The sequence below is a fragment of the Sphingobium sp. IP1 genome (assembly GCF_002708645.1).
Taxonomy (GTDB): Bacteria; Pseudomonadota; Alphaproteobacteria; order Sphingomonadales; family Sphingomonadaceae; genus Sphingobium; species Sphingobium yanoikuyae.
On sequence record NZ_NOIW01000117.1, the window covers coordinates 1 to 15,019 of the forward strand.

The window sequence follows — 15,019 nt, forward strand, 5'->3', positions numbered from 1 at the left end:
GCGCGGGCGCGCGCTGGGTCGGCGCCGGCGTCACCGTGGGCGCGACGATCGGCGGCAGCGACGGCGTGGGTGTCGGGGTCGGCGTTGCCGTGCCCCGGAACACGTCGAGTTCCGGGCCTTGACGGCGCGGGTCATCGGCCGGCGGCGGCGGCGCGGCGCGCTGCAGATTGACGACCGGATCGCTGCCGGTGGCTTGCTGTGCCAGCGCGGGCGTGACTGCCAGCAGCGGCAGGGCGGAAAGGAACAGACGCATAGACCCCATGGCCCTGCCAAGGCAGAAATTTTGCTGAACGCCAGATGAACGGATGGCCTTGCGCGCCGGACCGATGACAAATTGCGTGTAATCGACTACATGCGCCCTCATGACCGATACCCCGCTCCATCTCGGCCGCGCCAGCACCCTGCCGCAGCGGCCCGAGGACGCCGTCCTCGACTATGTCCCCAATCCCCGTCCGGGCAAGCCCTATCTGGTGCGCTTCACGGCGCCCGAATTCACCTCGCTCTGCCCGGTGACCGGCCAGCCCGATTTCGCCCATCTGGTGATCGACTATGCGCCCGGCGCGACGATCGTCGAATCCAAGGCACTCAAGCTGTTCCTGGGCAGCTTCCGCAACCATGCCGGCTTCCACGAGGATTGCACCGTCGGCATCGGCGAGCGGCTGTTCACCGAGATGCAGCCGATCTGGCTGCGCATCGGCGGCTATTGGTATCCGCGCGGCGGCATCCCGATCGACGTCTTCTGGCAGTCGGGCGAACCGCCCGCCGGCATGTGGCTGCCGCCGCAGGACGTACCGGGCTATCGCGGCCGCGGCTGAATATCTGATCCATAGGCTGCGCCGATCATGCAGGATGCCGCAAGCCTCATGGCTTTCTATCGTAATCGTCGGGCGGAACTAGACCCGTCCGACGGTTCGCGCTGGCATTTGCTGATCAAGGAAATTCGCCTGCGCGAAGCATGCGGCATAGAAGAAGCCTATGCCATCGCATTGACTGATCCCATTTGGCGGCGTTGGTTCGAGCGCCAGATCAATAGCGATCCTGCCTGCCGGAAGGCGGCGTTGCGGCACATGCGCGATAGCGGCGATCGCTCGCTCATCGCCCAGCGGGACGGAAGGCTTCTCGTCCGATAGCCACTCTGCCCTTGTTGGACGAACGCGCAACAGGCTTCGACCAACGACATTCTCTTGCGGATAGTTCACTTGACCCCCCGCGGGAAAGGGCCGATCCGGTTTGCATGTTGCGCGTGACTATGTCTCATTGCGCCATCCAAGCCGTATCGGAGTGCCTTCCCCCATGCCCTTGTCGAAAATCCTGCCGTTCCTGATGGCGGCCGCGCCGCTGGCGATCGCCGCGCCCGCGCTGGCCCAGACCGCGCCTGCCGGCCCCGCCGCCGGCGTCACCACCCAGCTGCCCCGTGGCGCCGCGCCCAGCCATTATGCGATCGAGGTGACGCCCGATGCGGCGAACCTCAAATTCACCGGCAAGGTGACGATCGATGTCACTGTCGCCACGGCCATGCCGGCGCTGGTGCTGAACGCGGCCGACCTGACCGTCTCCAGCGTCACCCTGACCCCGGCCAAGGGCAAGGCGATCACCGGCACCGCCAAGGTGGATGCCGATGCCCAGACCGTCAGCCTCGACTTCGGCAAGCCGGTCCAGCCGGGCAGCTACAAGCTGACCATGGTCTATGCCGGCATCATCAACCAGCAGGCTAATGGCCTGTTCGCGCTCGACTATACCGACAATGAAGGCGCGGCGAAGCGCGCGCTCTTCACCCAGTTCGAGGCGCCCGACGCCCGCCGTTTCGTGCCGAGCTTCGACGAGCCGAGCTACAAGGCGACGTTCGACCTCAGCGCCGTGGTGCCGGCGGACCAGCTGGCGGTCGGCAACATGCCGGTCAAGGCGACCAAGGACATCGGCGGCGGCAAGAAGCTGGTGACCTTCGGCACCAGCCCCAAAATGTCCTCCTATCTGCTCTTCTTTGGCCTGGGCGAACTGGATCGCGCGACCAAGATGGCGGGCAATACCGAAGTCGGCGTCATCACCGGCCGGGGCAATACCGGCAAGGCGCAGCTGGCGCTCGACGCGTCGGCGGCGATCCTGCCTTATTATAACGATTATTTCGGCGTGCCCTTCCCGCTGCCCAAGCTCGACAATGTCGCGGGTCCGGGCCAGAGCCAGTTCTTCAGCGCGATGGAGAATTGGGGCGCGATCTTCACCTTCGAGCGCACCCTGCTGGTCGATCCGCGCTTCACCTCGGAAGAGACCAAGCGCGCCATCTATGAAGTGGCCGCGCATGAAATGGCGCATCAGTGGTTCGGCGATCTCGTCACCATGGCCTGGTGGGACGATCTGTGGCTGAACGAGGGCTTTGCCAGCTGGATGGCGACCAAGGTCACCGACAAGCTGAACCCGGAATGGGAAGCCCTGCTGTCGCGCGTCGATGGCCGCGAGCGGGCGATGAGCCTCGACGCGCTCAAGACCACCCACCCGGTCGTGCAGAAGATCACCACCGTCGATCAGGTGAATCAGGCGTTCGACGCCATCACCTATCAGAAGGGCGAAGCGGTCATCACCATGCTCGAAGGCTATGCCGGCGAGGATGCGTGGAAGGCGGGCATCCAGTCCTACATGAAGAGCCACGCCTATGGGAACACCGTCACCGACGATCTGTGGAAAGCGGTCGAGGGCGCGGGCGCCAAGGGGCTGGTCAGCATCGCGCATGACTTCACCAGCCAGCCGGGGATCCCGCTGGTCAAGGTGGAGAGCGCCCAGTGCCAGGGCGGCAACACCATCCTGACGCTGAGCCAGGGCGAGTTTAGCCGCGACGCCAAGGACAAGGCGCCGCTGAAGTGGAATGTGCCGGTGAAGGCGCAGGTGCAGGGCGGCGAGGCGCAGCGCCTGATCCTGCAGGGCAATGGCCAGATCACGCTGCCGGGTTGCGGCGCCTATGTCATCAATGCGGGGCAGACCGGCTATTATCGCTCGCTCTATCCCGCCGCCAATATCCAGGCGCTGGCCAAGGGCTTCAGCCAGCTGTCCAGCATGGACCAGACCGGTCTGATGGCGGACAATTTCCAGCTGGCGCTGGGCGGTTATCAGCCGATCGGTCTGGTGCTCGACCTGGTCGACGCGGTGCCGGTCAATGGCAGCCCGGCCGTGCTGGCCGAAGTGCCCGGCTATTTGAAGAGCAGCTATGACATGCTGGAGGGCGACGCCGCCGCCCAGGCGAAGGTCGCGGCCTATGCCTCGGCCAAGCTGACCCCGGCGCTGACGGCGATCGGCTATGATGCCAAGGCCGGCGAAGGGCCGCAGGTGCCGGTGCTGCGCACCAGCCTGGTCGCGACGCTGGGCAGCATGGGCGACAAGGGCGTGGTGGCCGAGGCCAACCGCCGCTTCGTCGCGCTGGCGACCAATCCGGCCGCGCTCGACGGGCCGCTGCGCAATGTGTGGCTGGGCATCATCGCCCAGAATGCCGACCAGGCGACCTGGGACAAGTTGCGCGTCATGGCCAAGGGCGCGAAGAGCGACCTGGAGAAGAGCACGCTCTACGCGCTGCTCGGCAAGGCGAAGGACGAGAAGCTGGGCCAGCAGGCTCTGGATCTCGCCCTGACCGACGAGCCGGGCAAGACCACGAGCGCCGCGATCATCGGCCAGGTGGGCGTCGCCCATCCGATGCTGGCGGTCGACTATGTGCTGGCGCACAAGGCGCAATATGAGGCGCTGATCGACGTGTCGGCGCGCAGCCAGGCACTGGCCCGTCTGGGCGGCGGATCGGCCGACCCGGCGATGGTGACCAAGCTGGACGCCTATGCGACCCAGTATCTGACGCCGGAATCGCGCAAGGTGGTCGATCGCTCGATTGCCGCGATCAAGACCCGGATCGAGACGCGTAGCCGCCTGAAGGCGCCGACCGCAGCCTGGTTCGCGGGCAAGAAATAAGGGCATGGGGCGGCGGAGCGATCCGCCGCCCTTCTCTCATGGGGGAAGCATGATCCAGACGGAACCGCGGGTCGGATGCGGCGCGGCGATCCTGCGCGATGGCAGATTGCTGCTGGTACAGCGGCGGCGGGAGCCGGAAGCGGGCCATTGGGGTCTGCCGGGCGGCAAGGTCGACCTGTTCGAGACGATGGCAGCGGCGGCCGAGCGCGAGATTTTCGAGGAACTGGGCCTGACGATCAGGGCGCGAAGCTTGCTGTGCCTGACGGACCAGATCGATGCGGAGCGCGGCACGCACTGGGTGGCGCCGGTCTATCTGGTCGAGGATGCGCAGGGCGAACCGGTGGTGAAGGAGCCCGACGCGCTGGCGGGCTGCGGCTGGTTTGCGCTGGATGCGCTGCCGCAGCCACTGACCCTGTCGACACGGGCGGCGCTGGCCGCCTTGCAGGCGCGATAACAAGGAAAGGCGGCATCGCGGCCGCCCTTTCCGGTTTCGATCAGTTCGGCAGGCCCAATGCCTTGGCGATGTCGTCCCAGGCGACCAGCTTGAAATTCTGCGCTGCCGCCGCGTTATGGCCGTCCTGCGCGATGAACAGGCCACCGGGATAGGCCGGGCCGAAATCACCCAGCATCAGTTCGATCCCGTCGGTTTCCTCCGATCCGCCAATGGCGCCGTCGATCACGCGGAAGCGGCCGGCATAGCTGTCGTCGGACAGGCGATAGGCGACATAGGCATTGTCACCCTGGCTGGAGACGAGGACATAGCCGTCCTTCTCGCCGATCGCGGCGATGGCGACGCCTTCGGCATCCATCACCAGATTCTTGCCATCCGCCGCCGCGATCTTCGTGGGCGTTGTGGAGCCGCTTGCGCGCGCGTCGAAGCGCCACAGGCCGACATCTTCCTCCGCGACATAGAGGATGCCGGTGCGATCATCCACTGCGCAGCCTTCCGACTGGGTGCCAAGCTTCATGCTGCGGACGATCCGGCCGGTCGGCGTGGTGCCGGATGCGTCGATCGCGACCTGATTGATCGTCCCGTCTTTCAGCACGATGAAGGCGTAGGTCGCCTCCGGTGCCTTGTACAGGCAGATGCCATAGGCCTCGCCCTTGCCGGCATCGACCTTGCCGAGGGCTGTCAACTTCGCTGTTGCGCTGTCGAGGCGGAACAGGGCCAGCTTGGCGTTGGCGACATCATTGCGGTCCGACGCCACGACCAGGATGCCGGCCTGGCCATTTACCGCCACGCCATCGCGCAGATCGACATTGTTGACCCGGCCGGCGTCCAGGAAATCACGGGTCTTGCCGTCCAGGCCATAGACATAGAGGCCGGCCTTCTTGTCGGTGCCGACGATCAGGCTGGCGGCCGGATTGGCGGCATTGCGCCAGATCGCCGGATCATCCGCCGCGTCGGCATTGGGCGTGCCAACCGGCGTGGTCTCGCCGCGCGCCGTGACGGTCACGGCCGGGGTTGCGTTGGCGATGCGTGTTGCGACCGGCACTTCCTTTTCCGCGGTGGTGCAAGCGGCCAGTGCAAGCAGGCTGGTGAAGGCTAGAGCGAAGGGCTTGATCATGATCGTCCTCACTTGCCCCGCGCGACGCATTTGCCGCCGTCGGGACCAATGTTGCCGGTGCAGGTGCGCACCGCGATGGTGGGTTCGCTGGTGTCGGTCAGGTGATTGCCGTCCGCCCGCTTTGTGAGGTCAAAGCCGTCATAGAGCTTGCCCGACGCGGTATAGGTGCGGAATTTCAGGCGATCGCCATCCACGTCCACGACTTGATAGAGTTCGGTCGCTTCGGCGGTCTTGTCCGGCTGGGTGCGGGCACGGTCGTTGAGGCCGTACATTTTGGAGCCTGTGACCGAGACGAGATAGACCGGCCCCTGGATCGCGCCATTGGCCCGCGCCTGCGCCGATGCCTCGCGGCCCGCTTCCGACGTCAGGCGGCTGTAGCAATGGTCATGGCCCTGCAGCACCAGATCGACCTTGCGCTTGTCGAACACCGGCTTCCACGCGGCCTTCACCTCGGACGTGTCCTGCGGCCGGGCGCAGGTGAAGACGGGCTGGTGGAACAGCACGACATTCCATTTCGCCTTGCTGGACGCGAGGGTGGCGTCGAGCCATGCGGTTTGCTGCGCCATGGTGCCGAGGTCGATTGCCGACGTGCCGTCGAGGATGATGAAGCGCACCCCCTGATAATCGACATAATAGGTGGTCTTTAGGCCCGGCACGCCATTGTCGGGCAGCGCGAACTGCAGCGGGAAATAGGGGCCGAGCGTGCGGCTTTCACTGCCGTCGGGCTTCACCACATCGACATATTCATGATTGCCGGTCGCCGGCAGTTGCGGGACGATCGACCAGTTATAGGCGCCAGCCTGGTTGAACTCGCCCCATTCATCGTCATGGTCGAGGTCGTCGCGCTGCGCGGCGAGGTCGCCGGCATGGGCGACCAGCTCGATCCCGCCATTGGCGTGGAAGGCCTGGCGGATGACGCGGCTGGCATAGGTGAGGATGCCGTTCTGGATGTCGCCCAGATAGAGGAACCGGAACGGCCTGGCCTCAGCCGCCGCAGTGCGGAATTGCAGCCACTCGCTCCAGCCCGCGCTGCCCTTCAGCCGATAGGCATAGACGGTATCGGGCGTCAGGTTGTCGAAGCGGATCTGGTGATAGAGGGCCGGGCCATTGGCGCTGTCCTTCGCGGTGCCGGCGGGGCCGGTCACGGTCCTTGCCTTCTCCTCCAGCGTCGGGCCGTCGACCGAGATCGCGATCTGCGCTTCGCTGGCGGTCTGGGCGGCATCGGTGCGCCAGGCGACGGCCATGCCGCGCGACGGATCGGCGGCGGGCGTCAGCATGATGCGGTCGGGCAGGCTGCGTGCCGCATAGGGCGTGCCGGCCGAGCGCGGCACGGGCGGGCTGGCGGTCGGCTGGGCGGAGAGCGGCGCGGCGCTCGCCATCAGCCACATGGTCAGGAACAGTCGGGACATGGGCGTCCTTTCCGGGAAAACGGGACTTGCCGGCCGCGCAAGGGCGCGACCGGCAAGCAGGGGACATCGAACGGGATCAGAAGCTGGCGGTGACGCCGAACTTCGCGGTCCAGTTATATTCCTCATATTGCAGCAGGCGCTTGGCACCGGCATAGTTCTGATAGGCGAAATAGGGCTCGTTGGTGGCGTTGATCCACTCGGCAAAGACCCGGACGCCCGGTGCGACGCGATATTTCGCGCTCAGGTCGAGTTGGAAATGATCGTCGACATAGCGATCATCCTCGGCCTTGCCGCCCAGCTCATCCAGATATTTGTCACGATAGGTGCCCGCGGCGCGCAGCGAGATCGGCCCCTTTTCGTAACCCAGGACGATGTTGAACGTGTTCTTCGACGAAGCGGCCAGCGGCACCTTGCGCGGATCGGCAATGTCGCCATCGGTCAGCACCGTGCCCTTGGCATCGGTATAGGTGTAGTTGGCGTTCAGCAGCAGGCCGTCGAAAGGCGCCGGCAGGAAGCTGAAGACCTGGCTGTAGGACAGTTCGAAGCCCTTGATCTTGGCCGTGTCGCCATTGATGTAGGTCGTCAGCTGGTTGTAGTCGACGCCATAGATGGTGCCCGCTTCCTCGATCGTCTGTTCGACGACGAAGTCCTTGATCGACTTCCAGAAGAAGCCGCCGGTCAGCGCCGCGTTGGTGCCGAAATACCATTCGGCCGACGCATCGATGTTCCAGGCGCTATAGGGCTTGAGGTTCGGGTTGCCGAGCGTCGCCTCGCCATCTTCGTTGATGTCGAAGCGCGGTGCCAGGTTGGACAGTTTCGGACGGACCAGGCTCTTATAGCCGCCGAAGCGGAAGACCAGGTTGGTGACCGGCTCGTAGCGGACCGTCAGGCTGGGCAGCCAGTTGGTATAGTTGCGCACGAAGCGGGTCGGCGTGATCGTGATATCCTCGACCTCGTCGCCGGTCGCCAGCGTCTGGAAGGCGCGAATGTCGTTGCGGGTCTGCTCCATACGCACACCGGCAATGACGCGCAGCGTGTCGCTGTCCCAGCGACCCATCAGGTAGCTGGCGAGGATGTCCTCGGTCACCGAATAGTCGGACGTGGTCGAGTTGAGCAGCGTGTCGAACTCGTTCAGCTCGAAATTGGCCTGATTGTCATAGAAGAAATTGGACGGGCCGGTATGGCTTGCCTGCGGCAGAATGTCCTGGATGCGGTAGGTCTGGCCGCCGAGCACGTCGGCCAGCGTATAATCGCCGTCATAGCCGTCATAGACATCCGACTGGAGATTATAGCTCTTCTTGCGCCAGCGCGCCTTCATACCGGTCTGGACGGTGAAGGTACCACCATCGGTGGCGAAGGCACGGCTGATGTCGCCCTTGATCGTATATTCGCGATCCTTCGAGTCCGACAACGTGGTGCGTTCCAGCTCGTCAAACTCATAGTTGGAGGCGTCATAGAAGGCGTCGGTATTACCGGTGACCGTGTAGCGCGGCTTCATCGGATTCGAATAGTCGAAGCCGACATTCACGCCATTTTCTTCGAAATCCGCCTGGAAGCGGGTCGGGTCGATCGAGCCATTTTCGCGCTCGCTGGCCTCCGACCAGCTACCCGAATAGGTCAGCTTCCAGGGACCGGTATTGGTTTCACCGCCCAGGGTCAGAGACTTGATACGCTGCTTTTCGAAGCGGTCCTTCATCCGGCGACGGACGCGGATGCGGTCGTCCTCATCGGAGAATTGCGCGCTGGTCGCGTCGCCCGATTCCGGTTCGCCGCTCATCTGGAAAATGACGTCGCCGCGATATTCCTGATCCTCGAACTGGCTGTAGAGGCCGCGCGCGTAGAGCTTGGTGGTGTCCGTCGCCAGCCAGTCGAGGCTGAGCGATCCGCCCAGGCGCTTACGCTGGACGTCATAGTCGCGATACTGGAGTTCCTCGGCATAGGCGATGCCATCGTCCGTCTGGTTCCAGTCGGCCGCCTCGATATTGTCGCTCTCGAACTTGCGCTTGTAATAGCTGAAGCCGCCGGCGATGCCGAAGCGATCGGTGATGCGGGTCGAGAAATCGACGCTGCCCTTGGGCGTCAGCGCGTCGGCATAGTCGTTATAGCTGCCTTCCAGCTTGACCGAATAGAGATCCTTCTTGCGGTCGAAGGCGCTGGTGGTCTGGATTTCGATCGAGGCACCGATGGTGTCGCCGTCCATGTCCGGGGTCAGCGACTTCTTGATCTCGATCGATTCGATCAGTTCCGAAGGGATGACGTCCAGCGCGACCGAGCGGACATCGCTTTCCGGCGCCGGCACGCGGGTGCCGTTGATCGACGCGGCATTGAGTTCCGGATCGAGGCCGCGGACCGAGACGAAGCGGCCTTCGCCCTGATCGTTCAGGATGTTGACGCCGGGCAGGCGGCGGATCGATTCTGCGACATTCTGGTCGGGGAACTGGCCGATTGCGTCGCGGGTCAGGACGCTTTCGACGCCGTCGGCAGCGCGCTGGCGCGACAGCGTCGACGCCTGGTTGGCGACCTGGCCGACGACGATGATCGACGCGTCGACGTTCGAACCGATGCGGATGTCGGCATCGACGTCACCAGTGGCCGGCACGACGACGGTGGTGCGCACCGGATCGGCACCGGTGTAGCGGGCTTCGATCGTGTAGGTGCCCGGTGCAACGTCGGGGAAGCGGTAGGAGCCGTCACGGCCGGCTTCGGCGATGCGGCCATTTTCGACGATGCGCAGCTGGGTCGACTGCAGCGCGCGGGTGCCGGTGCCGTCGGACACGGTGCCGCTGATGGTGCCGGCCAGGGCGGCGACGGGCATGGCGGTGGCAAGGATGATCGCGGCGCGGCTCGCGCCACGGAACAAGGTCTTCATGGTGAATGCTCCCCTTCGGTTGGGGAGGCCATTGGCGATGAGTCCTTACGGCTTCATGGCAATATGATTGCAGTTAAAAGTCTAAAAAATGTAACTTATGTGACGTGATACAGGGGCCACATTGTGAAGGCTCAATCGCGCCGCGGGCCGCTGCGCCGGGACAGGCCGCCACGATGGCGCAGCCAGCCGCCTTTTTCCAGCCGAGCCATATGGTCGATGAAAAAGACGGCGCCGATACACAAGATGATGGCAATCAGGAATTCGGGCGGCATGTGGGCTCTCCAGCCTTTGGGTGATGCTGGAGAATTAAACCGCCGGGCATAGGGTTTCGAGCCGCAGGCCGGCCCATATCCATTCTATTATCGTAGGATTTTGAAGGATGGGGCGACCTTTGCGTTGGTGCCCCATCTCATCCCGTCAGGCGAGCGGCGCGGTCGCCCAGTGGCGCAGGCGCGCATAAAGGGCGGCGATCACGCCGGCGAAGATCAGCACCGACAGCGGCACCGCCCAATGGCTTTCGCCGACCAGCGCCAGCGGCGCGTCGCTGTCGGTCGAAGCGACGATGCCGGCAAAGGCGACGCCGAACAGGCTTTCGCCGACGATGAAGCCGGTTGCCATCAGCACGCCCATGCGCTCGGCAAATTCCGGGTTCGCCTGGCGCAGCGACCAGCGATTGTAGAAATGGCCGATCACCGCACCGACCGGGATCAGCAGGGTCAGCGCCATCGGCAGATAGATGCCCATGCCGACCGCGAGCGGGGGCAGGCGCATCTTGCCGGTCTTGCCGAGCAGTTCGTCCAGCGCGACCACGACCACGCCGATGCCGGCGCCGAAGCCGATCAGGCCCCAGTCGAGGTCGCCGCCCAGCACGCCCTTGGCGAGCGCGGAAATGAGCGCGGCCTGCGGTGCGGGCAGGGCGGTCGCCTTGGCACCGGGCGCGCCGGCAAAGCCAAAGGCGCTGTTCAGGAGGTCGAGCACCGGCGGGATTACCAGCGCGCCGAACAGCACGCCCAGCACCAGCGCGATCTGCTGCTTCCACGGCGTCGCACCGACCAGCTGACCGGTCTTGAGGTCCTGGAGGTTATCGTTGGAAATGGTGGCGACGCCGAACACGATCGCGGTGGTGAACAGCGCATAGGCGATCAGCGCCTGGCTCTGTTCGGGATGGCCCGAGCCATAGATGGCGGCGAGGATCAGCGAGGCGCCCAGCACGGCAAGGATGCCGACGCCCGAGATCGGGCTGTTCGACGCACCGATCAGGCCGGCCATATAGCCGCAGACCGAGGCGATGACGATGCCGGCGACCAGGATATAGGCCAGCGTCAGGCCGATGATCGGCACCGGATTGGCGGCGATCGGCCCGCCCTGGGCAAAGATCCACAGCAAGACGGCGATCGGCACGAGCGAGGCGAGGATGGTGCCGAAGACGATGCCGATCGGCAGGTCGCGCTCAGTAATGTCCAGCGTGCCGGCGTCGCCTGACTTGCGGACCTTGGCGGCGTTGAGGGCGGAGCGGATGCCGCTGATGATCGGGCCGAGGATCTTGAGCAGGGTCCAGATCGCGGCGATGCCGATGGTGCCGGCGCCGATGAAGCGGGCCTTCATGCGGAAGGTGGTGCCGACCAGGTCGGCCAGGTCCGCGCCGGCGGGCAGCGGACTGGTGAGATAGGGGACGATGCCGACCCAACTGATCAGCAGGCCGACGAACATGGCGGCGCCGACGGAGATGCCGACCAGATGGCCGACGCCGATCAGCGCCATCGAGAAGCTGGTCGAGACCGAGCTGGCGCCCGCGCCCAGCTTGAAGAAGGTGGCGGCTTCCTCGGCCAGAATCTTGGTCTTGGCGATGATCGAGAAGCCGGCGGCGGCGATCGAACTCATGACGATGGCGGCCAAGCCGCGCTTATTCTCTTCCAGGCCCTCGCGCGAACCGGCGCCGACTTTCAGCACTTCGGCAGCGGCGACACCCTCGGGATAGGGCAGGTCCGATCCGGTGACGAGCGCGCGGCGCAGCGGCACCGAATACATGACGCCCAATATGCCGCCCAGCGCGATGGTGCAGGCCGACAGCCAATAGGGGAAGCCCTGCCACCAGCCGATGATGACCAGGCCCGGCAGCACGAAGATGATCGCCGACAGCGTGCCGGCGGCCGATGCGATGGTCTGGACGATGTTGTTTTCCAGGATCGTCCCGGTGGCGAACAGGCGCAGCACCGCCATCGAAATGACGGCGGCGGGAATCGAGGTGGCGAAGGTCAGGCCGATCTTGAGGCCCAGATAGACGTTCGCGGCGGTGAACAGCAGGGTGATGAGCGCGCCCAATATGACGCCGCGTAGCGTCAGCTCCGCCATCGGCACGGCCTTGGCCGAATCGGTTGTCACTGCTCTTTTCCCTTCGCCAGTCGATCGATCAAGCGGCTGGTAATAATGTTGCTGGCGCTTGGATCAATCTTAAACTGGCCGGCAGGACGGTCAGGAATCGCGGCCGGCGCCCGCATCCGCCAGCACGGCATGGTCCAGATAGGCGTCGACCAGCCTGGTCCAGCGCTCGTAACCGCGCGGATTCATGTGCAAACCATCGGCACGGAACAGCGATGCATCGGGCAGGCCGTCGGTAGCGAGCAAGGGGCGGCCGACATCGAGATAATCGAACTTCATCGCCTTGCTGCGCGCCGAAACGGTCATGTTGACCGCCGCCATCTGGGGCCAGAGCGTCCAGCGGATCGGGCTGGGCTTGAGCGAGAGATAGGCGATATGCGCCCTGGGATAGTCGGCGCGGAGCTGGCGCAGCAGGGTCAGCACGTCGCGCGCGACCGTGTCCGGCGTGGCGCCGGCGGCCAGGTCATTCTCGCCGACATAGAGGATGATCGAGCGCGGCTTGGCCTTGGGCAGCAGCCGCTTGTAATAATGCAGCACGTCGGGCGTGGTCGCGCCGCCAAAGCCGCGATTGACCGTGCCGATATCGGTGAAGCTGCCCTTGATGTCCCACAGACGGATGCTGGAACTGCCCAGGAACAGCGTGGCGTTGGCGACCGGCGGGCCGGCCTCTTCCGCTTTGGCAAAGGCGGCTATCTCGTTGGAGAAGGGGAAGGTCGGGTCGGCATTGGGAACCGCGATCTTGTCCGACGCCGGGGCCTGCGTCGGCAGCGGTGCCGCCTGCAACGGCCCGGCCGCGGCGAGCAGCAGGGCAAGGCCCAGCGCCACCCGCCAGCGCGGCTCAGTGCCGGTGGCGCGGGCGCAGCTGATATTTGCCATCCGCATAATCGCCGAACAGGCCGGTGATCGCCGGGTGATCGACCGGCTCCTCGCTGTCGTCGGCCACCAGATTCTGCTGGCTGACATAGGCGACATAGCTGTTCTCGCCATTTTCGGCGAGCAGGTGGTAGAAGGGCTGCTGCTTGTCGGGCCGGGCATGTTCGGGGATCGATTCATACCATTCCTCGCTGTTGGCGAAGACCGGGTCGATGTCGAACACCACGCCGCGAAAGCCGAAGCTGCGATGCTTGAGGACATCGCCGATGCTGAAGCGGGCATGGACGACCGGCGGGGCGGTGATGCCGGTACCGATATTCTGAATCGTGACTTTCATATGACCAATTTAGGGTGCCCGCGCAGGGAGACAAGAAAAATACCGAAAAGGGTGCTTGGCAAGGATGGAATCATTCGCTAATGGGCGCCCCTCGACCAGATCGGTGCGGCATTTTTCCTTGCGGTTCAATGCTTCCGGTCTTCTGCGGAGAGGTGGCAGAGTGGTCGAATGCACCGCACTCGAAATGCGGCGTGCCCGTGAGGGTACCGAGGGTTCGAATCCCTCCCTCTCCGCCATAATCTTCCCGTAAGATTGTGAGATAAAACGATTTCTTCCTGATCCACGGCTGCCGAGCGTTCAACCGCTACGCAATGGTGCTACAGAATGAGATCGATGACTTATCTCCGGGTGACCGCAGATGGTGGTTTCGAGGTCCGCATGACCGTCCCGAAAACGCTTCAGTCGATCATCGGAAAATCCAATCCCATTTGACGATTGGGACGAGCATCGCGAGCAGAAGCTAATCGTCGGGCTGCGTCGGCGATCGTCGAATTTCAGGTTCGGATCGAGGCTGCCCGTGAGGGATGGCTTGACGACGATGCCGCCCCATCACCGAAACCCGGAACTCTCTCTCAGGCTCTTCGGATCGATCCAGTGCCGGCACGAAAGTCGCTTTTTGAAGCGATCATCAACGGACGGAGAAGCAAGCCTTCCATCAAACCTTCAGTGCGCGGTCTGCGTGCGCTGGCTGCGCCGTAGGTCATTCCCCTTCAATGGTCAGGCGCAAGCCGGTCACGCTGCCCTTGGGCGCGATCAATTCCAGTTTCTGGACGGGGCAATGATCGGGGATGGTTGCGCTTTGTTCGGCCCCCATCCCGGACAGGGCATACAAGCTGAGCGATGGGCCACCGCCGCTACAGCGCAGACGAAGGGTCGGGAAGGTTTGGCCATCGGCGGGCCGGCCGCTCATCCTGAAGCGATGCGCGCCGGACGGGAGCAGCAGCCGACGGACGGCGATGCTGTGCGGGCCACTATCGGGATTGCGATAGGAAAGGCTGGCGTCGTGCGGATCGACATGCAGCGGAAGATCGTCGCGTGGCTGCAATTGCCAGGCGAAGGGCGTGGCCGTGTCGCTGAAGCCCCGATCCGCGTGGCTGACCGTGTCCGCCGACGCGCAAAGGCCGTCCCAGGTGTCGCGCGCGGCTGTTGCGATGCCCTGATCGAGCCAGCGCGACACCAGCCTGTTGAGAGCGCGGCAGTCGATCCGGGCGCGGTGGCTGGCCAGATGCTGGAGCAGGGCGCGGAATTGCGGCGTGGCAAGGGTCGTGCGGGCGATCGAGAGAAGCGGATATTGGAAATCCCGATTGTCGGCGAGCAGACGGGCGAGTGCGGCGTGGCCTGCAGGGCTGGCCATGAAGGGCATGATCGCCTGACGGATGGCCGGTTCGCTGGCCTGCGTCTGCAGCAGGGCGCGCAGGCGAAGCGCGGCGTCGTCCCAGCGCCCGCCCCGTGCTGCGTCGACCAGCGCCATATATTGCGGGATATCGTCATGCCAGCCGCGCGAGGCGGCGAGGCTGAAGGCCTGGAGGGCGCGTTGCTGATCGCCAGCACGGAGCGCGGACAGGCCGAACAGGGTCAGATTTTCCGACGCGATGGGGCGCCGCAGCAGCAGGCGCCGGGCTTGAGGGTAGAGGAGGGCGGG

The 15,019-nt window shown here is 64.7% G+C and carries 12 protein-coding genes, 1 tRNA gene and 1 pseudogene; 5 read left to right on the plus strand and 9 right to left on the minus strand.

Annotated features, from left to right (window positions below; translation table 11 throughout):
• A pseudogene (locus tag CG471_RS25230) lies at positions 1–253 on the minus strand (hypothetical protein); the annotation flags it as partial.
• Between the two features lie 109 nt (positions 254–362).
• Between CG471_RS25230 and queF the strand changes: the two are divergent.
• The 4 genes from queF (at position 363) to CG471_RS25250 (ending at position 4,396) form a co-directional block, all read left to right on the plus strand.
• Complete coding sequence (gene queF, locus CG471_RS25235) at positions 363–815, plus strand: preQ(1) synthase (RefSeq protein ID WP_099234154.1); 453 nt, start codon at positions 363–365, stop codon at positions 813–815.
• 27 nt (positions 816–842) lie between these two features.
• A complete protein-coding gene (locus tag CG471_RS25240) occupies positions 843–1,130 on the plus strand; it encodes a hypothetical protein (RefSeq protein ID WP_099234155.1) in 288 nt (95 codons plus the stop codon).
• A 163-nt stretch (positions 1,131–1,293) separates the two neighbouring features.
• Positions 1,294–3,942 carry a M1 family metallopeptidase gene (locus CG471_RS25245; RefSeq protein WP_099234156.1) on the plus strand — a complete coding sequence of 883 codons (2,649 nt, stop codon included), beginning with the start codon at positions 1,294–1,296 and terminating at the stop codon, positions 3,940–3,942.
• Positions 3,943–3,991: 49 nt separating this feature from the next.
• Positions 3,992–4,396, plus strand: a complete 405-nt coding sequence (locus tag CG471_RS25250; protein WP_099234157.1) for an NUDIX domain-containing protein — start codon at positions 3,992–3,994, stop codon at positions 4,394–4,396.
• A gap of 40 nt (positions 4,397–4,436) precedes the next feature.
• On the opposite strand, the gene CG471_RS25255 is transcribed toward CG471_RS25250, so the two are convergent.
• The 7 genes from CG471_RS25255 to hspQ form a co-directional block, all read right to left on the minus strand.
• Positions 4,437–5,510 (minus strand): phytase, encoded by a 1,074-nt coding sequence (locus CG471_RS25255; protein WP_099234158.1) that lies wholly within the window; start codon positions 5,508–5,510, stop codon positions 4,437–4,439.
• Positions 5,511–5,518: 8 nt separating this feature from the next.
• Complete coding sequence (locus CG471_RS25260; RefSeq protein WP_099234159.1) at positions 5,519–6,919, minus strand: metallophosphoesterase family protein; 1,401 nt, start codon at positions 6,917–6,919, stop codon at positions 5,519–5,521.
• A 76-nt stretch (positions 6,920–6,995) separates the two neighbouring features.
• Positions 6,996–9,788, minus strand: coding sequence for a TonB-dependent receptor (locus CG471_RS25265; RefSeq protein WP_099234160.1), 2,793 nt, complete (start codon positions 9,786–9,788; stop codon positions 6,996–6,998).
• A gap of 131 nt (positions 9,789–9,919) precedes the next feature.
• On the minus strand, positions 9,920–10,060 hold the full coding sequence (locus CG471_RS30805; protein WP_180275797.1) for a hypothetical protein: 141 nt from the start codon (positions 10,058–10,060) through the stop codon (positions 9,920–9,922).
• A 145-nt stretch (positions 10,061–10,205) separates the two neighbouring features.
• Positions 10,206–12,140 (minus strand): OPT family oligopeptide transporter, encoded by a 1,935-nt coding sequence (locus CG471_RS25270; protein ID WP_202600257.1) that lies wholly within the window; start codon positions 12,138–12,140, stop codon positions 10,206–10,208.
• A 120-nt stretch (positions 12,141–12,260) separates the two neighbouring features.
• Entirely contained in the window at positions 12,261–13,049 is a 789-nt protein-coding gene (locus tag CG471_RS25275) for a GDSL-type esterase/lipase family protein (RefSeq protein ID WP_099234161.1), read from the minus strand.
• Positions 13,006–13,377, minus strand: a complete 372-nt coding sequence (gene hspQ, locus CG471_RS25280; RefSeq protein WP_004210078.1) for a heat shock protein HspQ — start codon at positions 13,375–13,377, stop codon at positions 13,006–13,008. The genes CG471_RS25275 and hspQ overlap by 44 nt, the downstream gene beginning before the upstream one ends.
• 146 nt (positions 13,378–13,523) lie before the next feature.
• Here hspQ and CG471_RS25285 point away from each other — a divergent pair.
• Positions 13,524–13,613: transfer RNA gene (locus CG471_RS25285), tRNA-Ser, on the plus strand.
• A 464-nt stretch (positions 13,614–14,077) separates the two neighbouring features.
• Here CG471_RS25285 and CG471_RS30810 read toward each other — a convergent pair.
• Positions 14,078–15,019: hypothetical protein (locus CG471_RS30810; protein ID WP_180275798.1), on the minus strand; the 942-nt coding region annotated here is incomplete at its 5' end.